Here is a 21174-nt window from a genome sequence, read left to right as displayed (position 1 = left end):
GAAAGTTGTTGTTCGACAAGGCTCACAACAATTTGCGTCCTCGACGTCCCACTTGATCTAAATGCTCATAACGATCCAACCTGTCTCCGAAAAGGGGGCAGGTTTTTTTGCAGCAAAAAGGCGGAAATGTCAGCCATACAAGCCGAACATTTCCGCCGAAAATATTTTTATTCTAATTAGTCCTCAACATCCGAAACAGATGAAGTGTCCGTGTCAGCCTTGCTGTCCTTGTCGGAAGCTGCGCTGTCGCCAAGGTACTTTTCATAGATCATAATCTGATCTTCAACAGACTGTAACTCATTTTTCGACTTTGATGTTACGCAGATGTAAGTCTTGCCGTTGTCGTCAAGGATAGTTGACAGGGTGTAAAGCGCCTCATCTGTGAAGCCTGTTTTACCGCCCTGAATAGAAATTCCGTCGTCAGCGTTTCCGTCACCGTCGCAGTCTACGAAATAGCCCTCAGTACGCTGTGCAACAATGCTTGTAAGCTCAATGCCGTCCTCGTGCTGTTTTGTTTTTGAAGTTGTGTAGCTCGTTGTTGTGAGCACCTTGCGGCAAGTCTCGTTTTCGAGAGCCGCCTTTGTGATAACTGCAATGTCAAGAGCTGTTGAATAATGGTTCTTGTTGTGAAGTCCGCTTGCGTTCACAAAGCTCGTGCCTGTAAGACCAAGCTCGGCGATCTTTGCGTTCATAAGCTCAACAAACTTTTCCTCTGAGCCTGCAACTGCATTTGCAAGGCCTGTTGTGCCGTCTGCACCGCTGACAAGGATAGCTGAATAGAGCAGATCTTCCATCGTAACGGTCTCGCCTGCTTCAAAACCGGCTCTTGAAGCGTTGTCCTCGATAAGAGGGTCGATATCATCGGAAGTGAATTTGTATGTTGCGCTCATATCGTCGATATTCTCGGCTGCGACCAACAGAGTGAGTATCTTTGTAAGAGAAGCAGGGTAAATTTTCTTTTCGTAATTATAGCCAGCAACGATCTCGTTCGTGTCTGCGTCGATAAGAACGGCTGTGTTGGCTGTCATCTTTTTAAGGCTGATATCCTGATAATTTGCAGCCTTTGCAGGATAGTTGTCAACAGGCTCTTCAACAACTGACGAAAGGTCGTCCACCTCTGACATATCTTCGGAAGAGCTGTCCTCCGGTGTGCTGTCGATCTTCACAACAGCGTCCGAGACCTTGCTTTCCTGAATGGTGTATCTTCCTGTGACGATAAGCGCCGCAGAACCCACCGCAACCAGCATTATGACTATAAGCACCGCAACGATCGCTGCGCCGCCCTTTCTGTTTTTCCTCTTCATTTTTACAACAATTCCTTTCTGAAAGCCGCACCAAAGCTATCTTTATTTCTGTCTGTATATATTAATACGTATACGCCTTAGTCGGCTCAATTTACGCTTACTTCCTCTCGGGTCTCTTCCGTGCCGTATTCCTGATCATAATCTTTGAGAGTGCTGTGGCAATATTTGAGAATATCACGCCTTGTGACGATACCGATAAACATTTCTCTGTCGTCGATAACAGGCACGAAGTTCTGATCCATTGAAAGCAGGATAAGATCCTCGATAGTGGAATAGACATAGACGGGTTTCATTCTCACACGTCTTGTTATCTCGCTTATCTTATACTCTTCCAGCTCACGCATATTCTGAATGCCGTTGTTGAGCATAAACCACAAGAAGTCGCCCTCTGCAAGGGTCTTGACGTACTTGCCCTCACGGTCGATAACAGGCACGGCGGTAAAGCTGTGGTTTTTCATCTTTTCAAGAGCCTGTCTTGCGGTATTGTCGTCATAAACGTAATCAACGCAAGCTTTCGGCTTCAAAAACTTTAATATATTCATTTTTCAAGAGTCCTTTATAAACCTATATAACCATATAAACAATAAACTGTGCTATGGCGTTTTCACGCCCACATATAATTATATCAAAAAAAGCTGTTTAAGTAAAGCAGAAAAGGGTGATTTTCGCTTCTGCGTTTTTAACAAATTTGCGTGTTAAGTTTGTGCAATTTAACGGCTCGCACAAATTATTACTGATCGTTATAGCCGTAGGTATAGATAAGCTCAACGAAATCGTCATAGGAAATAGTTTTGAGCTTGTCTGTGTCGATACCAAACTCATACATTTCATCTGTTGTCACGCCTGCCGTACCGCAAACGCCCTGACAATAGCCAAGTCGCTGATCTTCCGTCATACCGTCAAAGTCCATAAGCTTGGTGGCTGTTTCAGCGTTGAAGAGCATATCGTCAGCAGCGGCGGTCATTTCAACGACTTCCCAGCTTTCTGTGGTGTCGTCAGAGCCTTCAACGGAATAAGTAGCGGTATAGCTTTTAAGGTCTCCGCTATCCTTATCGAAGAAAAAGTCCACAACTGTGATAAAAGTATCGCCTGTATAGGTATACTCCTCGACGTTATATTTCTCCTCGTCCTCGGGGGAGATATGACCGTAAGTTCTTGGCAGGTTCTGCTTCACAACACTTTCAACAATGCTGTCAAGCTCTGTTGTATCGGTCTTTCTGTAAATACCGCAGACGTTATCGAAGTCATAGCTCTGTCCGTCCACACGGATAAAGCCGCTCGTGCCAAGAGGAGTTTTTTGCAGCTGGTAGATATTATCGCCGCTGACAGCTTTAGTAATATCCACAACGCTGCCGTCGGAGGTCGTAAGCTTAGTTTTAAGAGTATAGCTTTGGTTATCGAAGAACTTAGCGGCATTAGTGATAAGCTCGCCCTGTTCGTTTACGTTAGCTGAGCTATCGTCCGCATTAGAGTTATCCTCTTTGGAATCGTCAGCTTTGCTATAGGTCTTATCGTCTTTCACAGCGACGGAGCTTGCACTCTCGGTTTTTGAGGAGCTGCTATCCTTATTAGAGCAGCCGACGACGCTCAGGCACAGCACGAAGGCGCAGGCTGCGGCGGCTATTTTTTTCACATTTATATTCATTATATTTATCCTTTCAAGTTCTTTACATTGCTTGATGTTTTGCTGATTTTGATCTCTATAATTATACACCTGAGTTGTTTTTCTGTCAAGTGCGGGTGGTGGTATAGCCACGCTGTTGATTAATCGAAAATTTTGTGCTATACTATATTACAAAAATACACTATAATAAGGAGTTTTTTATGCTATTCACCGAGGAAGCTATCGGCTTTTTATTTAAAAATTATGCGAATAATAGCAAGGATTGGTTCAAAGAACACAAGCCCGATTACCACAGGCTCATCGAACTGCCCTTCGCTGAACTTATCACCACCCTCACCCAAGTTATGAATTCTATCGACGAAAAAATTATCTGCAACCCAAAAAAGATATCTCGCCTATACAAGGACGCTAGATACAACAAGGGCGGCCCTATCTTCCGTGACAGCGTTTGGTGCTCCCTACGCCGTGAACGTGACAAGTCCGAATATCACCCACTGCCCGAGTTTTATTTCTATATCTCCACCCATGGTTTCGGCTACGGCTGCGGATATTACTGCACCGAGCGTGACAGTATGGACGAGATAAGGCGACTTATACTTTCTGACTCGAAAGAGTTCAAAAAGGCGCAAAAAGCCCTCGCCGACAACCCGAAATTTGTCCTCTATGGCGACGAATATAAGCGGAATCATTATCCCGACGAGAGTGAGGAAAAGTGCCGATGGCTCAATCGGAAAACTATCGGCGTGTCATATGATTGCGATGACCCTGATCTGCTTTATTCTGACGACCTCGCCGACCGTGTTGCACAGGATATGTTTGCCATTAAAGACTTTTATTTGCTGCTTATGACCGCCGAGGACAACCTCACGGCGCAGAAACATCATTGATGTTTGTCAACAAAAACTTATTTCATTGTCTTTATTTTGTCTATAACATTGTCAATATTGTGTAAAACGTCAAAAATTACAACGGCATTTTATTAAAATATACAATTATTTTTTATAGAATTAAAAAAATATTGACTGTCAATTCATTATATGTTATACTTTTATTATCCAAGGCACCGTTGAAGTAAGGTGTATACTATGGGTGGATAAAAAATTTGAGGGGATAAATGCGGCAGACGGAGCGTGTTTGGTCTGTGCGCATAACAAAAAGGGTGGAATAAAAAAGCTCTCCGTGAGAATTTCATCACGGAGAGCGCAAAGTGTGTTTTATCTTCACAGCCTGCGGCGTAATTGCGGCAGGTCTTTTTGTTTTTATGAGGTAATTTTACATATGATATGTGAGCTTGTCGCAGAAGATCGTCATAAGCGGCAGGGTCACGGCGCTGAGGATCGTGGTTACGGTGAATATCTCAGAAGCGGTTTTCGGGTTCTTGTCAAGATTTACCGCAAACATCGTACACATCGTTGCAGATGGGCAGGCAGCGGCGATGGTCACAGTCATAAGAACGACTGGCGGCGGCGAAAGCAGCCAAGTGACAAAGAACGCAGCCGCAGGCAGGATAATAAGCTTGCAAAGGGAAACATAGTAAAGCCGCTTGTTTTGGAGCGCCTTGAGGACGTTCGTCTGAGCGGCGGTTGCGCCTGCGATTATCATAGCCATTGGCGTGTTCATATCGGCGATATACTGCAAAGCGGAAGCAGGCACGGAAGGCAGACGGATATTCGTCAGATAGAAAATAAGTCCGATGAAAACCGACAAAACAGAAGGCGAAAGAAGCGCCTTGATAAGGGACGAAAAGTCACGTTCGCCCTTCATTGTCATAAGTCCGTGCGTCCAAATGAGCAGGTTGAAAAATGTAAGATAAGCTGTCAGATAGAGCACGCCCTCGGAACCGTAAATGCCGTTGATAAGGGGTATGCACATAAAGGCGCAGTTTGAATAAATGCTGGAAACACGCTCGACAGCGAGGTCGGGGGTCTTTTTCCTAATGAGGACATATGTAAGCAAGATAGTGACTGCATAGGAAATTGCTGACAGCAGGAAAGACCACAAGAGGCCGTGAACGAGCTCCTTGTCGTATTCCGACTGATAGGACATAAATATCAGAACGGGGTTAACGATGTTGAGTGCCACGGAGGAGAGCTGTTTAGTGCCGTCCTTAGTGATTATCCCTTTGAGGTAGCAGAACGCACCGATGAGGAGGATAATGAACATAATGATGATCTGATTTCCGATGAGCATACCTGTTTTCATTACAAATACTTCCTTTGACATAATACTTGATACTTCAAAAACTGTGTTAAGCTATTAAGCACAAAAACTTTGTGGATAATACCCAAATATTATAACAGCTTTTTGTGAAATAAGAATGAACTCAGCGTATAAAAAGAAAATGGGGAGAGAATAAAGCCGTAATAGTGGCGAAAATTTTGTGAAAAGAGAATAGCTAAGTGAGGAATGAAGGTATCGCCTAGCGGCGATGATCTGCAAAACAAAAGAGCTCCCGATAAACGAGAGCCCTCATTGTGGAAATATTCAAGCAGCCTAAACTACTTTACTGCGTTTATATAATCCTCTGCGATCTGCTCAGGGGTAAGATGATTTGCCTCGAGAACTTCACCAACATCATATCTGTCCAAAAATTCTTTCTTGAGACCAAAGCAAAGTGTCTTTACATCGCTGCCGCCAAAGTATCTTGCTATCTTCTCGCCAAAGCCGCCGTCAAGTACGCCGTCCTCCAGAGTGATAACTGCCTTGTGATCTGCCTTGAGGCTTTCAAGCATTTCCTCATCAATGCCCGTGATATAGTACGGATTGATAACAGTCGGCTTTACGCCCGTTTTCTTCTCGATAAGCTTAGCTGCCTTTACGCCCATTTCATAGAACGAACCAAGGGCGATTATAGCCGCACCGCTGCCCTGCTGGGTCATTTCATACTTGTTGAGCTTGCTGAGATCCTTCGTGAACGCCTTGCCGTCAGAAACAAAGTTCGCAGGCACACGAACTGCAACAGGGTGCTCGGTCTGCTCCATTGCCCATTCGATCATCGCAAGGTACTCTTCCTTTGTTACAGGCGCAAGATATACAAGCTCCGGGATATTCGATATCATCGGGATATCGTAAATGCCAAGGTGGGTGACATCGTTCATTCCGTAAACGGAAGCTGCGAAAACTGCGATAGTTACAGGGCTCTTGTTTACGCAAACGTCCTGCGAAAGCTGGTCATATGTACGCTGGAGGAATGTGCTGTATACGCCGTAAAATGGCTTGCCGCCGTTCTTTGCGATACCCGAAGCCAGCGCAACTGCGTGCTCCTCTGCAATGCCAACGTCAACAAACTGCGAACCTGCTTCCGCTCTCTTGTCCGCCGTGAAGCCGAAAACTGTCGGCGTTGCGGAAGTGATAGCGCAAACGGACTTGTCCGACTTCATCTTGTTAAGAAGATACGAAGCCGTTACAGAGCCGTAATCCTCGCCGTCAAAGTTGAAAAGGGACTTGCCTGTCTCCGGGTCGAACGGCATACACCAATGCCAGTTTTCCTTGTTCTGCTCAGCAGGCGCATAGCCCTTGCCCTTGAGGGTGACAATATGAACTACAACAGGCTTCTTGCTGTCCTTAACGCTTTCAAATGCGTCGATAAGTGACTTTACGTCGTTGCCGTCCTTGACGAAGACATAATCAAGACCCATTGCCTTGAAAAGATTGCACTCAGCCTTGCCGTCAGTCTCACGGAGAATCTTGAGATTTTTGTACATTCCGCCGTGGTTCTCTGCGATAGACATATCGTTATCGTTCACAACAATGATGAAGTTGCCGTCCATTTCGCCTGCGAAATCAAGCGCTTCCAGCGCCTCGCCGCCGCTGAGCGAACCGTCGCCGATAACAGCGATAACATTGCCCTCCTCACCCTTGAGGTCTCTTGCCTTTGCAAGACCGCTCGCAAGGCTGACGGAAGTCGAGGTGTGGCCTACTGTGAAGAAATCGTGCTCGCTCTCATCAGGATTTGAATAGCCCGAGATATCGTCGAACTTGTCCTCATAAAGATATGAGTCCTTTCTGCCTGTGAGCATTTTGTGTGGATAGCTTTGGTGTGAAACGTCAAAAACTATCTTGTCCTTTGGTGACTCAAAAACATAGTGAAGTGCGATAGTTGCCTCAACCATACCGAAATTAGGGCCGAAATGGCCGCCGTGCTTGCTTAATCTGAAAAGCAGAGCGTTCCTCATTTCCTGCGCAAGTTCTGTCATCTCCTGCACGGAAAGCTTCTTTACATCTGCCGGTGAATTGATCTTTTCGAGATACATTTTTATTCCTCCTGATATTTGTATTTTTGTATTTGGCATTTATCCTCTTTGGTATGTTCCATTGCTTCGGGATAAACCTCAGCTTGCTTATATTGTAACACCTTGAGTTAACTCCAAGTCAAGAGGTACAGAACAGGTTTTACATTTTGTTAATAAACACATTACACCCACAAAAACGCATTTATGTGGTCAGTAGGTGCGAAACGTTGTTCGCCCGTTATTTTAATGGCTTTTTCATACTTGAAAACAGCAAAAGTCGCCCGTTTTTTTGTTATTTCATATGCTTATATCAGCTTCATAAGCTTACAATTCTCGATACCAGCACTCCAGAATTTGTCTATGGGGATATCCTTGACCTGACACACAATGCTGGAATTCATCGCCCCGTGACCGACGATAAGAACGTCCTTGCCCTCGTTCACAAGGGGCATTGCCACCTCTCTGAGAAATTCCCCTGTCCTTGCGAAAAGCTGTTCAAGGCTTTCTGCGCCCTCAAATGGGGTCTTGTATTTTTCGGGGTGGGTGAAAAGCAGATCAACAGGGTGCTCGCAGTCGTCAAAGCTGTATGGCTTGCCCTCATAAATGCCGAAACTCATCTCGATAAGACGATCGTCCGCTATTATGGGGATATCACGGCCTTTAAGAAGTATCTCCGCCGTTTCCCTTGCACGGCTCAGCGGCGAACAATAGCACACATCAAAATGCACGTCCTTATATTCATCGTGGGCTTTCAAAGCCATTTGCCTGCCCTCTTCACAAAGAGGGATGTCCGTGCGCCCCTGCAATTTATGTTCGGCGTTCCATTCTGTTCTGCCGTGCCGCATTATATATAGCATTGTCCCGACCTCCGAAAATCGTTTTTATCCTTTATCTTTTATCATTTATCACTAAACAGTATACCACAACTTAGGCGCAAAATCAACTTTACTATCAAAATACAAAAAGTGCAAAAAGGACAGCCGAACATAGCCCGACTGTCCTTTTTTGTATGCGTCCTATTCAGCCGCCGAGATATTGCCGTTCTCAGCCTTGATAAATCGACCTGTTGAAATGCCCTTTTTCACCGCATAAGAGATAACGCTTTCGGTGGTTCCCACAACTCGTGTGTAACCGAATTTCTTTGCGGTCTCTCTGATAAGATCGGCCTCTGAAAGGCTTATCTGCTGAGCGAGAACTTCTCCGGCCGCATTAAGTATCTCCTGCGACGGAGTGTTGTCCATTCCACGCTTTGCGGTCTCTGCGCCCTCAACACGGTAAAACTCATATGCCGCAGGGTCTTGCTCTTTCGCCCATATGAAAACTCTGTCCTCATCGGAGGTGATATTGTTCGGTATCTCGTTGACCACCTCAAGGAAAATGCCTTCCACCTTTGCGCCAACCCTTGTTATTGACCAAGCGCCGAACACCTTTTTCATAAGCTGTTTCTGACTTATTGGCGCTTCCGTGGCGATTATTTCCGCCGCTGCTTTGCTTATCTTATCCCTGTTCTGCGCCGAATAATAATCCTCCGACGAACCCATTACGCCGATATCTGCGCTGACGTAAGGCTTGCATATTGCCGAGGTCAGCTGGGAGATATCCTCTCTTTCAAACGCTTCAAACTGGGCAAACTTCGCCGCAGGCTCGACAGGCTTGACAGTCTCGGCCTGCTCCGCCGCTTGTTTCGGGATATTGTCGATAGCGGACTTTATGTTTCTCAGCACACGTTCTCTGTCATCGAACCAGTCCAAAGTCCACACTCTCATAATGTTCCAGCCAAGGCCTTTCAGCACGCTAGGCTGCAAGATAAATCTATCCTGCGCAGTTGAGCCCTCTGAGCCGCCCTGTCCGTCAAGGAGTATGCCCAGCAAATATTCGTCCTTGTTGTCGGGGTCGATAACGCCGATATCCACCTTAAATTCCGAGCTGCCGATATTGCACTTGACGTCATAACCCATTTCACCGATAGCCTTTGCGATACATTCCGCAATGGTGCTGTCTCCGCCGATCTTGGTGTCATTGTGCTGAACAACTGCAAGCCTGCCCTTTTCGGCAAATTCAAGGAAGCCCTTTAGCCCTGCAACGCCCTCTGAGCGTGTTCTTGAAAGGTCGATCTGCTCTGGTCTCAGCACGGAGTAAACTATCATAGCCTTTCTCGCTCTCGATATCGCAACGTTCAGTCGTCTCCAACCGCCGTCACGATTGAGCGGGCCGAAATTCATCGAGACCTGTCCCTTTTGATCGGGGCCATAGCCCACGGAGAAGAGTATAACGTCACGCTCATCGCCTTGAACGTTCTCGAGGTTCTTTATAAATATCGGCTCAGCCGACTTTTGGTCAAGCTCTTCAAGCTCGGGGTGCTTTGCCCACTCTTCGCAGAGCATATCGTCAATAAGATTCTGCTGAACTGAGCTGAATGTTACAACGCCAATGCTGTCCCCACGGAGCTTTTCATCGCTCATTCGCCTTATGATCTCGTCCACAACAGCCCTTGCTTCCGCCTTGTTCTGCTTCGTCTTGCCCTTGTCATAATAACCATCGGGGTGGATTATCGAGACCTTTGAAACAAGATCGTTATGTGACGGGAATGTCAGCAGCTTGTTGTCGTAATACTTCATATTGCTGTATGCGATAAGGCTTTCGTGCCTTGAACGATAATGCCATTTGAGATACTCCTGCGGCATTGATATTGCAAGACAGTCATCAAGGAGGCTCTCCAAGTCCTCTTTCTCGCTGTTCTCCTCGTCTATCCTGTTGGAAGAGAAGAAGTTTGTCGGCGGAAGCTGTTTTGGGTCGCCAACGATAACAACGTTCTCGCCCCTTGCGATAGTTCCTGCCGCCTCTGCCGTTGGAAGCTGCGAAGCCTCGTCGAAGATAACAAGGTCAAATTTGGGGAATGACGGGTCGATATACTGGGCAACAGATATCGGGCTCATCATCATACACGGGCAAAGCTTTCTAAGCAGGTTCGGTATCTTGTCGAACAGCCCTCTAAGCGACATCATTCTGCCGTTGCTCTTTATCGCACGCTTTAGTATGCCCATTTCCGAAGTTGAAGCGCAGTTCGAGCCTGCAACAGGCACTTTCGCCGAAAGCCTTGCGCAAAGCTCCTGAATAGTCAGCCGTGAATAGCTGTCAATAGTTTCCTTAAATTGCAAAATAAGATCGTTTGCGCTGTTGCTGCTGAAATTGCGTATGCGCTCATCGCCGTTTATTATCAAAATGGCAAGCTCGTAATTCAATGCGCAGGCGTATGCTCCCTCGATATCGCCGCTGTTAACGCTGCCCTTGCGATAGCTTTCACAAACTGAGTCAAGGCCGTTTTGCGCAAGCTCATTGTCCGCATTGTTGAACTCCGCCGCATATCTGAGCCTGTCGGCATTATTCGCCCAAAGGCTCAACTTCTCCGCCGCAGCTTCAAGCCATTTGTTGCTGTTTTCAAGCCTGCTCATATCGGCGGCAAAATCGGCTTCAAAAGCCGCTACCCTGTCAAGAAGCTGCGCAAGTGCATTGCCCTGTTCTGCGCAGTCCGCCGAAGCTATCTTCTGCGCTATTGCCGCTGGGTCAACGCCATTTTTGAGCTTTATCGCCGCCATAACAGCATCAGTCTTTGCCAAAGCCTTTTCAAGAGCGTTCCAGTCGGTCTGCTCGTTCATATAAAGCCCCGTGAGGAGCGCCGAAATGTCGGCAGGGATATTGCGCAGGCTGTCACGCTTTTCGCCGATAGTGCAAAGCTTTTCGATGATCTCGCCAAGGTTTTCCTTTGTCACCGCCGAAGGGTCTTTTGCGTGGAGCTTCAAAGCCTTCACAAGCTTGCCAAGCTTCATAGCTTTCGGCAAGAACCAGCTCTGCATTGCCTGCTTGTAAAGCATTCTCGACTCCGCAGCAGGATATTCAAACACGCTGTTCTCAAATCTGCCCGAGACCTCTCCGCAAAGTGCCTGATATTCCCTGCCGATCGTGATGATCTCTCTTATCTTCTGCGAAACTATGTCATAATGCTGCGCACCCAACAGGCCGCCAAGAAGCTCGCCCTCAGTCTGGCAAGCCTTTGATATCTCCGCCAGCATTTTGACCGCCGATCTATCCAACGCTCCGCTGTAATTATATGCCTGAGCGATATTTTCCGCACTCTGCTGACAATTTGCGGCTTTCTGCGTAAGCTCCCCAGCCTCATTGCGGAATTTGTCACGCAGCTCGATAGAATAAGCCTTTACGCCGATATCGTTCAGCGGAAAATCCGCAAAGCTGCCCGTCTCGGCGATAGAGACTGAATACTTGTGTACAAGCTGGCTGAAATTGTCAAGCTTGTCCTTTGTAATGCCATCAAGCAGTCTTTTTGGTATCTCTATCTTGCCCTTATCCCCGATATTGCGCTCATATTCCGACACAGCCTCATAAAGGCTCAATCCACAGCTGCGCTTTTGGTGAAGTGCGGCAATGGTATCGTTGAGCTGGGCTTTCTGCGTCTTTAGCTTCTCAGCCTCGGCGGAATATTCCTCGGGAGACTTTATCCTGCCCACTTCCAGCGCCTTGTCAAGCTCCCCAAGGACGGAAGTCTTGTTGGTCTTGTTTGAATGAAGCTCAAGGCAGAATGGGTCAAGGCCGATGTTTTCAAGACGTTTTTGCACAACGTTCAGCGCCGCCATTTTCTCGGCAACGAAAAGCACGGTCTTATCATTATAAAGGGCGTTTGCGATCATATTTGTGATAGTCTGAGACTTGCCCGTTCCCGGAGGACCGTGAAGGACAAAGCTCTGTCCGCTGCCTGCCGCTGCGATCGCCGCAAGCTGAGAAGAGTCTGCGCTCATCGGCACGGCCATACTTTGGATATCCACCCCGTCGATATTCTCCGATGTGACGTTGATATCCTCGGGGGTATAAGTCAGCGAACCGTTCATAAGGCTTGCGACCACCTTGTTTTGGCTTATCTCCTCCGAGCGGTTGCGCAAGTCGTTCCACATAACGAACTGGCTGAAGGAGAACAGCCCTATGAAAGCATATTCCTCGATATTCCAGCGCTTTTTGCCCATAATAGCCTGCCTTATGGTATTGAACACCAGCGGCAGATCAATGCCGTGCTCGTCAAGTGGCAGAGGGTCAAGCCCCGAAATAGTTATGCCGTGATCCTGTCTTAAATATTCCAGCAGGGTGACGTTTATCTGCGTCTCCTCCTGTCGGCTTCTGATTATGTAGCCCTTGTTGCGTGTATTTCGCACAATGTCTATCGGTATGAGCACCAACGGCGCATATCTCGGCTTTTCGGAAAGATCACTTTCATACCATCGCAGCAGACCAAGAGCCAAAAACAGCGTATTGCTGCCGTTTTCCTCCATACTCATTTTTGCGGAGCGATAGAGATTTTTAAGCGCCGTGTCAAGGTCGCTCTCATTAAGAAACGTCCTAATGCGGTTGTTTTTGAACTCATTTTCTGCGATATTCGTCACAAGATCTTTTTCGTTCTCGATAGCGAATATCTTTGCGTCACGGACTGAAACGTTCCATTCCGCAGGCATTTCCATAATGCGAAAATCGCTTCCGCTTGCAAGCTCGTCCTCAAGCTTGCCAAGGTCGGCGGTAATAATTTGCATTGTGCTTTTGGTCACACGGAAATTGAGCAGCGAATTGCGCAGGCTGAAATCAAGGAGCTTTCGCTCCCACAATCTCAGCTTTGTGACTGGCTGACCGTCACCCTCTGCAACTTTTCCAAGCAGCGAGCTGCCCAGCTCTGACGGCGCTGCCATTTCTCTTGGCTTATCAGCGTCCTCTGCAAGCTTTATACCGGAATATGACTGCTCGGGCTGCAAAGGTATAGGTCTTATGCCGCTTCCTCTGCTGCGCTGGATATCTATGACACATTCAAACTCGCTATCCTCGCCGATGTGAGCCATTGCGTGTTTGAGGGCACGGTCAAAATCCACCTCTCCGCCGTCAACAAAGTCGGTACATTCCACCAGCAGCATTTCCTCAGCCTCTGCCGCAATGCGCTTTTCAACGGCCGAAACGTCGTCAACGCAGCAATCCGCAAAGGTCTCATTTTCAAGCCAGCAGCCGCAAAATGCGTGACCCTTAACAAAAAACAGCAGCGGATAAAGTCCCACAGCCTCAAGGCAGGCCGCATAAAGCACCGCAAGATCAAGGCAGGTGCCAATTTTCTCTTCCAGCACATTATGTGCAAGGCGTATCCGCTGACCGCCGGTCTCATAATTGGCCGGCGGGTTGTTATACACTATCTTCTGTTGCGCCAAAGCCCCATATATCGCCGCCATTTGCAGCTTTACATTATTAGGATTGTTGGTTTGATAACCCGTGAAGGCAGGATCGTCCTTCCACTTTTTCAAAAACAGCGCAGCGTCGTGGATAACAGCCGACACCGCAGGGTGATTTGGTGTAACAAAAGCTGCGATCATTTCAGGCATAACCGAAAGTCCGCTCCATTGATCGTAAGCAAGCAGCTCGATCTGATCGGTGTGAGAGTAAATGCACTCACCGCTCTGCAAAAGCTCTATGGTGATATTTCCCACCATTTTCTCGGTCAGAGAGAAGAGAAATTCCGTGTTGGTCGTTATCCTCACAGGGGATATCTCCACAGAACCATTGGCAGGGATATTTTCGATATGATAAAAAAACTCCCCTGCAAACTCCGGCTCAAAGCTTATTTTCAGATCAATATTTTCCATTGCCACGTCTGAACTGTTACCAACAATAAGATTTCTGATAACAGGGACGTAGTTTTGCTGCATAGCAAAATTGATAGAAGCGTTTATGTGTCCGCCGACTGAAACCATGTTGTCCAAATTTACCCCTCCGTGTTGTATGTTTTTCAGATTTTGTCAGAAAAATGATATTGATTTAATTATATCACGTTTTAAATAAATATGCAATAATTTTATCTGATTTTTCAGGTTAATTTAACGATAAGGCAAAAACTTGGACAATGATAGAAAATTACGGGCGAACGATGTTCGCCCCCTACAAAACCAACGCATTTACGGGATTTGTTGGGGACGGCGTCCTCGATGTCCCGCTTGTTTGAACCTGTTTCAAAAAGCTGAAGCAATTTGGACACAAAAAAAGAAGCCACACCAAACGTGACTTCTTAGCTTACTGGTTGCGGGAGCCAGATTTGAACTGACGACCTTCGGGTTATGAGCCCGACGAGCTACCGAACTGCTCCATCCCGCGATATTCTTTTTTGCGCCCTTTTTGTGTCCTCTCTCGAGTGCTTATTTATTATATCACAAACAAATACAAATGTCAATACCTTTTTCGAAAAAAATATTGTTTTTTTCAGAAAAGTTTTCTCCGATACCACAAAACGACCTCTTTCGGTATTTTCACCAAAATATCGTCCGCAAAATCTATGCCCCGAATGCGCCATTTTTAGATAGTTAGCCTTGACAAAACTTTGCCCGTGTAATATAATTAAATCACCGCTTTAATAAATAAAAGCATAAAAAGGCAAAAGCATTAAAGTGGCATAACATATCAAACAATAGATTTTAAAGGAGTGTTCGTTTTGATCGCAAGATGGATCGTTTTGGTGGTCTACCTGGCTTTGATGATCGGCATTGGCGTTTATTATCGCCGAAAGTCCGCCAGCGTGACCGACTTTGTTTTGGGAGGAAGAGGCCTTGGTGCTTGGTTTACAGCATTTGCCTATGGCACGTCCTATTTCTCAGCCGTTATCTTCGTGGGCTATGCAGGAAAATTCGGCTGGAACTACGGCGTGGCTTCCACTTGGGTGGGTATCGGCAACGCTGTTATCGGCTCTTGGCTGGCGTGGAAAGTCCTCGGCAGGCGCACAAGAATTATGTCGAAGCACCTCGAGGCAAAAACTATGCCCGAATATTTCGAGAAGCGTTACAACAGCAAACCGCTGAAGATCGTTTCCGCACTTATCGTGTTCGTTTTCCTTATCCCTTATACCGCTTCGGTCTATAACGGCCTTTCAAGGCTCTTTGAAAAGGGCTTCGGCATACCTTATAAATACTGCATAATCGGTATGGCTGTTTTCACGGCGATCTACGTTATTATGGGCGGATATAAAGCAACTGCCCTCAATGACTTTATCCAAGGTATCGTTATGCTGGTGGGTATCGCCGCCGTGGTAATGGCTGTTCTCGGTCAAAACGGCGGTCTCGGCAGTTCTTTTGACTTGCTGGGCGATATTCCCGACGCTAACGGTGAAAAGGGCGCATACGCTTCCCTATTTGGTCCTGACCCGATAAACCTTGCAGGCGTCGTTATCCTAACCTCTCTTGGCACTTGGGGACTTCCTCAGATGGTTCAGAAATTCTATGCGATAAAGGACGATAAGGCTATCAAAACAGGCACTATCGTTTCAACATTCTTTGCCGTGATAGTTGCAGGCGGCTGTTACTTCCTTGGCGGCTTCGGCAGACTTTTCGTCAAGAACGTTGACGGCCTCCCAGAAGGCGGCTTCGACGGCATTGTACCGACAATGATGGAAAAGCTCCCGTCCCTGCTGTTCGGACTTGTTATCGTTCTGGTGCTTTCCGCTTCAATGTCAACACTTTCCTCACTTGTGCTCACATCAAGCTCAACGCTGACTATCGACCTTATCAAGCCAATTATGAAAGAGAAAATGGACGAGAAAAAGCAGCTTATCACAACGCGTATCTTCATCGCAGTTTTCCTTATCATCTCTGTAATTCTGGCAGTCATCACCCTTGAAAATCCACAAACTGTTATCTCCACCCTTATGTCTATCTCTTGGGGCGCATTGGCAGGCGCTTTCCTTGCGCCGTTTATGTACGGCCTGTTCTGGAAAGGCGTTACCAAAGCCGCTTGTATGGCAAGCTTCATCGCAGGAGTCGGCATAACAGTCGTACATATGGCATATTACACCCTTGCCGGCCACACGGGCACTCTTTGGGGCATTAACCTTGCTTCCCCGATCAACGCAGGCGCATTCACAATGCTCTTCGGACTTGTCCTCGTGCCGATCGTAAGCCTTATCACAAGGCAGAGCGACGCCGACAAAGCTCACGCCGCAAAGGTGTTCGAGTGCTACGATAACAGCGAGCTTTAATGACTAAATAACTAAACGCAAGTAATTATCCCCTTTATAGTCGCAAGACACAAAACAAGACCGCAGAAATTTTTCTGCGGTCTTGTTATTTGCAATTCGTAAATTGCAAATTTTACTCTTCCGTACTGCCCTTCCTGTTGGCATAAACGTCCTTAATGATATTGTCCAAACTGTCGTTAAACTTGTAATACTTGCCATCAATGATAAAATCCGCCGCACTATTCAGCGACTCTGTCACCTTTACAGCTTGATTATCCTCATCGCAGAAATAAATTTTCAGCGGCGTTGGACCTTTTGGTTCGCTGCCCTCGTCCAATTCAGCCTGCGAAACAGCCTCATACTTGCCTGCCTTGAAATCATCATACCAGTCAAATATCTTCTGTTTGAGCTCCTCGTCCTCGATATCCCAAGCGTCAAGCTCGGTGTGAACGCCATCGCCCAAAAGGTTTGCCGAAACCGTTGTGTCTCTTTCAACGGCCTTGTCCGCCGCATTATCAAGACTTACCGCCGCCGTGGTCGTTGTGGTGATCTTATCCTCCCCAGCGCTGTCAGCCACACTCCCGCAGCCATAAAGCCCCACGCTGAGCAAAGCCATTGTCAATGCGATCATCTTCTTTATATTTTCTGTTTTTGCTTTCATATTATCTCCTCCTCATAATGATCTATAAATTTCCTATTGTCTGCCCTTTAAAGTTTGTTTTTGTAATAAACACTTCTTTACTATATTATACATCATTTGCCTGACAATTTATATGCACATTCTGCCCAATCTTTGCCCCACAAAAATGTGCAAAGCACCAAACAGACCAATAAAAAAGTTCCCTAAAACCGCTTTCAATAAGATCTGAGAGCAATTTTACGGAACTCTTTAGGCTTTTGCTTTTCACCCTTGTCAGATGATAAATTTCTTCGCCTTGTTTACAATGCAGCGGTCGTTTTCATAGGAAAGCACCTGGCCGGCTCTGCCGATCTCCACCCAGCGGATATCAGCGATCTCCTCTTCTTGTGGAGTGTAGTCGGTGTTTTTCGCCCTGCCGATAAAATAGACCACGATCTTCTGCGTGTCCTTTCTTGGGGAATAAGACACTATCTCACGGAATGTGGTATCAAGATTCACGTCGATACCCGTCTCTTCCATTATCTCACGCTTGGCAGTTTCTTCCTCGGTCTCGTCGCCTTCAACGTGCCCCTTCGGGAAAGACCAATGACCGCTGTTGATATGCTTTATAAGCAGTATCTCGGTGTTGCCGTGATATTTTCGGTAAACAATAGCGCCACAGGATTTTTCGTGCAGCATTTACTTTATCCTTTCCGAGGCATTTCGCCCCATAATCATTCATTGTAATAATTATATCACACACCGCTTCATTTGTCTATACCCTTTAATAAATATACCTCGTTTTTGTGCATATTTCACAACAAGATTTTTTTTGCAGCTTGCTCTAAATGCCGTGAATGAAATAAAAAAAGCCGTGCCGAAGCACAGCTTTTAATAATCAGGATAAATAAAAATTATTCCTCTACCTTGTTCTCGATATACTTAACGATATCGCCAACAGTCTTGATGTTCTCGACCTCTTCATCAGGGATCTCTACATCAAAGCTCTCCTCAATGCTCATTACAAGGTCAACTACGTCCAGAGAATCAGCGCCGAGGTCCTCTGTGATAGAAGCCTCCATAGTTACTGCATCTTCCTCAACGTCAAGCTGCTCTACGATAATGTCCTTGATCTTATCAAATACCATTACTTTACCCTCCATTCTGTACAAAAACTAGGTCGCCGCTCAGCGCAGCATATATGACAGCCGCCGCCGCTCATCACGGCAATTCTCTCGGCATAATCATCATAGTCTTTCATTTTTTTCAGCGCACCTGCGCCATTTGCAAAAGCTTATCAGCCGTTCTGAGGATACTCCTCGAACTCGCCAACAGTCCTAAACTTATTATAACGCCCTGCAAGCAATTCGTCAAGCCCTTTTTGCAATTTTCTTTCCAAAGCTTCAGAAATATAATCGGAAATATTCTCCGCCGTCAGCTGTGGGTCATTGTGAGCGCCGCCGTCTGCCTCTGCGATAATGTGATCGCAGACTTTAAGGCGTGTAAGATCCTCCGCCGTTATCTTCATAATGTCGCAGGCCTCACGCTCTCTCGTGGAATCCTTCCACAAAATGCTTGCAAAACCTCTCGGCGATATTACCGAGTATATTGCATTTTCAAGCATAGCAAGCTCGTCGCATACCGCAAGCGCCAGCGCTCCGCCCGAGCCGCCCTCTCCCAGTATGATAGAGATAACAGGGGTCTTGAGGGTCATAAATTCCATTATGTTCTTAGCGATAGCCTCGCCCTGTCCACGCTTTTCAGCCTCAACGCCGCAGAACGCACCTGCCGTGTCAACAAGGCATATAACAGGTCTGTGGAACTTCTCAGCCTGTCTTGCAAGCCTAAGCGCCTTTCTGTAACCCTCTGGGTGCGGCATACCGAAATTGCACTTCTGATTTTCCGCAAGATCTCTGCCCTTTACCTCTGCGATAACAGTAACAGGTATGCCCTTGAAATAAGCGATACCACCCATAATAGCGCCGTCGTCGCCGTAAAGTCTGTCGCCGTGCATTTCAAAGAAGTCGTCAAATATAAGAGGGATATAATCAAGCGCCGTTGGTCTGCCCTTGTGGCGGATTATATCAAGTCTCTGACAAGCTGTCAGCTCACCCATTTTCGGACACCTCCTTAACAACAGGCTTGTGGAGCTTGAGGATATGCGCAAGCACTCTTCTCATTTTCTTTCTCTCCACGATCATATCAACAAAGCCGTTTTCAAGCATAAACTCGGCGGACTGGAAATCGTCGGGCAGCTTCTGCTTGATCGTGCCTTCGATAACACGTCTGCCTGCAAAGCCGATAAGCACCTTCGGCTCAGCGATTATGATATCGCCCAATGACGCAAATGAAGCCGTCACGCCGCCCGTTGTGGGGTCGGTCATAACCGCAATGTAAAGCAGTCCGGCCTGATTGTGCATTGCAACAGCTCCGCTGGTCTTTGCCATCTGCATAAGGGAAACTATTCCCTCCTGCATTCTCGCTCCGCCCGAAGCCGTGAATGCGATAACAGGCAGCTTGTTCGCCGTTGCGTACTCTATAGCTCTCGTTATCTTCTCGCCCACAACGCTTCCCATCGAAGCCATCATATAGTTTGAATCCATAACGATTATAACTATCTTCTCGCCTCTGATAGTCGCCTTACCCGTGAGCACAGCGTCTTTTAGCCCTGTCTTTTCTCTGAGGGCCTCCTGCTTTGCCTCATAATCGGGGAAGTCGATAGGGTTCTTTGATATCATATCCTTGTCGAATTCCTCAAAGCTTCCCTTGTCGATAGTAATGTCAAGACGCTCTCTTGCGGTCAGTCTTGAATGATAATTACAATGCGGGCAAACCTTTCCGTTTGCTTGGAACTCTTCCATAAATGTGACATTTCTGCACCTCGGACACTTGAAAAGCAAGCCCTTAGGGATATCGGTCTTTTTCTTGTCGTCCTCGGCCTTGTCGCCGTTGAATCTTACTTTAACGACTGAAAACAGGTCTTCAAGCATTATTCCTTACTCCTCTCGTCCGCTAAAATGTCAGTACGGTTAAGAAAACCGTTATCATAATTGCCCTCGAGAAACTCGGGACGTCTTATAAGCTTGAGCTGGAAATCAACATTCGTCGAAACGCCGTCAACGATAAATTCCGACAGCGCCCAAGTCATTTTCGCCACAGCCTCTTCCCTGTTCTTGCCGTGAACGATAAGCTTGCCTATCATCGAATCATAATAAGGCGGGATCTCATAGCCCTGATAAACAGCCGTGTCAACTCTTATTCCCGGGCCGCCTGGGATAAACAGCGACTTGATCTTGCCAGGTGAAGGTCTGAAATCGAGCAGCGGATTTTCCGCATTTATACGGCACTCGATAGCGTGGCCTGTCAGCTTGATATCTTCCTGCTTGATAGAAAGTCTCTCCCCAGAAGCGATAAGAAGCTGCTGCTTAACAAGGTCGACACCTGTTACAGCCTCAGTTATAGGGTGCTCCACCTGTATACGGGTGTTCATTTCCATAAAATAGAATTCGCCGTTCTTATCCACAAGGAACTCGATAGTGCCAGCATTTCTATAACCGCAGACCTTAGCGGCTGTACAAGCGGCTTTACCCATTTTTGCACGAAGCTCTTCATTCATAAAGCTTGCAGGGGAAGGGGCTTCTTCGAGGACTTTCTGATTACGTCTCTGCATCGAGCAGTCACGCTCGCCAAGATAAATAACGTCGCCGTAATTATCCGCAAGTATCTGTATCTCGATATGCTTAGGGTCTTGGATAAACTTCTCTATGTATATCTCGTCATTGCCGAAGCAGGCAAGCGCTTCCTGCTTTGCGGCGGTCATCTGCGCTTCAAGCTCGTCGTCTGAATGTACTATCCTTATGCCACGTCCTCCGCCGCCTGCGGAAGCCTTTACCATAACAGGATAACCCAAGTCTCTTGCAAGGGTATGCGCTGCGTGGATATTTGAGATCGCACCGTCAGAGCCCATTATAACAGGCACGCCTGCTTCTTTCATTGTTTCCTTTGCCTGCGCTTTATCGCCCAGCATTTCGATAGATTCCGCTCTCGGACCTATGAAAGTAATGCCGCACTTTTCGCACATTCTCGCAAAGGACGGATTTTCCGACAAAAAGCCAAAGCCGGGGTGGATAGCGTCCGCACCTGTTATCTCACAGGCAGAGATGATCGCTCTGACATTGAGATAGCTGTCCTTGCTAGGCGCAGGACCTATGCAGACGGCCTCGTCTGCTATCTGAGCGTGGAGAGCGTTCCTGTCGGCGGTGGAATAAACCGCAACAGTATGTATGCCAAGCTCTCGGCAGGCTCTTATAATGCGGACAGCGATCTCGCCTCTGTTCGCAATCAATACTTTTTTGAACATA

15 protein-coding genes and 1 tRNA gene are annotated in these 21174 nt (G+C 46.9%); 2 read left to right on the top strand and 14 right to left on the bottom strand.

Translation table 11 applies throughout. From position 1 onward, the window contains the following. Positions 1-176: 176 nt before the first annotated feature. From QZ371_RS09495 to QZ371_RS09485, 3 genes are all read right to left on the bottom strand, one after another. Positions 177-1304, bottom strand: coding sequence for a serine hydrolase (locus QZ371_RS09495; RefSeq protein WP_295211940.1), 1128 nt, complete (start codon positions 1302-1304; stop codon positions 177-179). Between the two features lie 86 nt (positions 1305-1390). Further along, on the bottom strand, positions 1391-1846 hold the full coding sequence (locus QZ371_RS09490; RefSeq protein WP_295211939.1) for a CBS domain-containing protein: 456 nt from the start codon (positions 1844-1846) through the stop codon (positions 1391-1393). A 188-nt stretch (positions 1847-2034) separates the two neighbouring features. Beyond that, positions 2035-2949: a hypothetical protein gene (locus tag QZ371_RS09485; protein ID WP_295211937.1), complete on the bottom strand. Its 915-nt coding sequence runs from the start codon at positions 2947-2949 to the stop codon at positions 2035-2037. Positions 2950-3128: 179 nt separating this feature from the next. Between QZ371_RS09485 and QZ371_RS09480 the strand changes: the two genes are divergently transcribed. Further along, positions 3129-3815: a DUF2461 domain-containing protein gene (locus tag QZ371_RS09480; protein ID WP_295211936.1), complete on the top strand. Its 687-nt coding sequence runs from the start codon at positions 3129-3131 to the stop codon at positions 3813-3815. Positions 3816-4200: 385 nt separating this feature from the next. Here the strand turns inward: QZ371_RS09480 and QZ371_RS09475 are convergent, their stop codons facing one another. From QZ371_RS09475 to QZ371_RS09455, 5 genes are all read right to left on the bottom strand, one after another. Beyond that, a complete protein-coding gene (locus tag QZ371_RS09475) occupies positions 4201-5151 on the bottom strand; it encodes an AEC family transporter (protein ID WP_295211934.1) in 951 nt (316 codons plus the stop codon). Positions 5152-5426: 275 nt separating this feature from the next. Further along, entirely contained in the window at positions 5427-7181 is a 1755-nt protein-coding gene (locus QZ371_RS09470; RefSeq protein WP_295211932.1) for a 1-deoxy-D-xylulose-5-phosphate synthase, read from the bottom strand. A gap of 284 nt (positions 7182-7465) precedes the next feature. After that, positions 7466-8017 (bottom strand): histidine phosphatase family protein, encoded by a 552-nt coding sequence (locus tag QZ371_RS09465; RefSeq protein ID WP_295211930.1) that lies wholly within the window; start codon positions 8015-8017, stop codon positions 7466-7468. A gap of 159 nt (positions 8018-8176) precedes the next feature. Continuing rightward, a complete protein-coding gene (locus tag QZ371_RS09460) occupies positions 8177-13948 on the bottom strand; it encodes a DUF3320 domain-containing protein (protein WP_295211982.1) in 5772 nt (1923 codons plus the stop codon). A 320-nt stretch (positions 13949-14268) separates the two neighbouring features. Then, positions 14269-14345 (bottom strand) — tRNA-Met (locus QZ371_RS09455). A gap of 376 nt (positions 14346-14721) precedes the next feature. Here QZ371_RS09455 and QZ371_RS09450 point away from each other — a divergent pair. Continuing rightward, positions 14722-16215 carry a sodium/solute symporter gene (locus tag QZ371_RS09450; protein ID WP_295211980.1) on the top strand — a complete coding sequence of 498 codons (1494 nt, stop codon included), beginning with the start codon at positions 14722-14724 and terminating at the stop codon, positions 16213-16215. 112 nt (positions 16216-16327) lie between these two features. On the opposite strand, the gene QZ371_RS09445 is transcribed toward QZ371_RS09450, so the two are convergent. From QZ371_RS09445 to QZ371_RS09420, 6 genes are all read right to left on the bottom strand, one after another. Next, positions 16328-16855, bottom strand: coding sequence for a hypothetical protein (locus tag QZ371_RS09445; protein WP_295211928.1), 528 nt, complete (start codon positions 16853-16855; stop codon positions 16328-16330). A gap of 252 nt (positions 16856-17107) precedes the next feature. After that, complete coding sequence (locus QZ371_RS09440; protein ID WP_295211926.1) at positions 17108-17512, bottom strand: NUDIX domain-containing protein; 405 nt, start codon at positions 17510-17512, stop codon at positions 17108-17110. A 215-nt stretch (positions 17513-17727) separates the two neighbouring features. After that, complete coding sequence (acpP, locus tag QZ371_RS09435; RefSeq protein WP_038672418.1) at positions 17728-17961, bottom strand: acyl carrier protein; 234 nt, start codon at positions 17959-17961, stop codon at positions 17728-17730. Between the two features lie 149 nt (positions 17962-18110). Further along, positions 18111-18929 carry an acetyl-CoA carboxylase carboxyltransferase subunit alpha gene (locus tag QZ371_RS09430; protein WP_295211923.1) on the bottom strand — a complete coding sequence of 273 codons (819 nt, stop codon included), beginning with the start codon at positions 18927-18929 and terminating at the stop codon, positions 18111-18113. Further along, the gene (accD, locus tag QZ371_RS09425; RefSeq protein ID WP_295211922.1) at positions 18922-19803 is read right to left on the bottom strand and encodes an acetyl-CoA carboxylase, carboxyltransferase subunit beta; all 882 of its coding nucleotides are present in this window, start codon (positions 19801-19803) and stop codon (positions 18922-18924) included. The genes QZ371_RS09430 and accD overlap by 8 nt, the downstream gene beginning before the upstream one ends. Continuing rightward, entirely contained in the window at positions 19803-21173 is a 1371-nt protein-coding gene (locus QZ371_RS09420; RefSeq protein ID WP_295211920.1) for an acetyl-CoA carboxylase biotin carboxylase subunit, read from the bottom strand. Before QZ371_RS09420 ends, accD begins: the two co-directional genes overlap by 1 nt. Between the last annotated feature and the right edge of the window lies 1 nt (position 21174).

Source organism: Ruminococcus sp., from assembly GCF_019423705.1.
GTDB lineage: Bacteria > Bacillota > Clostridia > Oscillospirales > Ruminococcaceae > Hominimerdicola.
The sequence above is the reverse complement of the archived record's forward strand: the minus strand, read 5'-3'. Positions and strand labels throughout refer to the sequence as shown.